1 protein-coding gene is annotated in these 628 nt (G+C 51.1%); it reads left to right on the top strand.

The window, feature by feature from the left end:
• The coding region (locus ACYVIC_RS12695; RefSeq protein ID WP_460860479.1) for an AMP-binding protein at positions 1-628 on the top strand (628 nt) is incomplete at both ends.

The raw sequence follows: 628 nt of genomic DNA on the forward strand, positions 1-628 counted from the left end.
TTGAGCAGCCGGCATCTGGCGTATGTGATTTATACCTCAGGGTCGACAGGGCAACCCAAAGGGGTGATGGTGGAGCATCGCTCAGTGGTTAATCTGGCTGAGAATATCAAAGGGTTTGGACTCTGTGGTGCAGGTGAAGCCTGGGGATGGCTGGCGTCCTATGCATTTGACGCGTCAGTGCAGGGATTAAGTCAATTGGCTGTAGGTAGCAGCCTGGTGATTATCAGCGACGAACAGAAAACCCAGCCGGATTTATTACCCCCCACATTCTCTGAACTTACAGTTGTAGACTGTACCCCAGCCATGGTTGATATGTGGTTTGCTTCCGGTATAGAAGCCAGTCTTCCCAACCTGATCATAGGTGGCGAAGCTATTAGCCCGTATTTATGGTCCCGGTTATGTGACTGGCAACACACGTATAACCGTGTGGCTGTTAATGTGTATGGTCCAACTGAATGTACAGTCGATGCGACCTGGACCCGAATAACAGGCGTGGCACCTCATCTTGGTCAGGCGCTGGTGAATGTGCGGTTATTAGTATTGGACGGCTATTTAAACCTTGTGCCTCAGGGAGTGGCTGGAGAGCTGCATATAGGTGGAGATGGGCTTGCCCGGGGGTATTTAAACC

The sequence above is a fragment of the Rheinheimera gaetbuli genome (assembly GCF_054781935.1).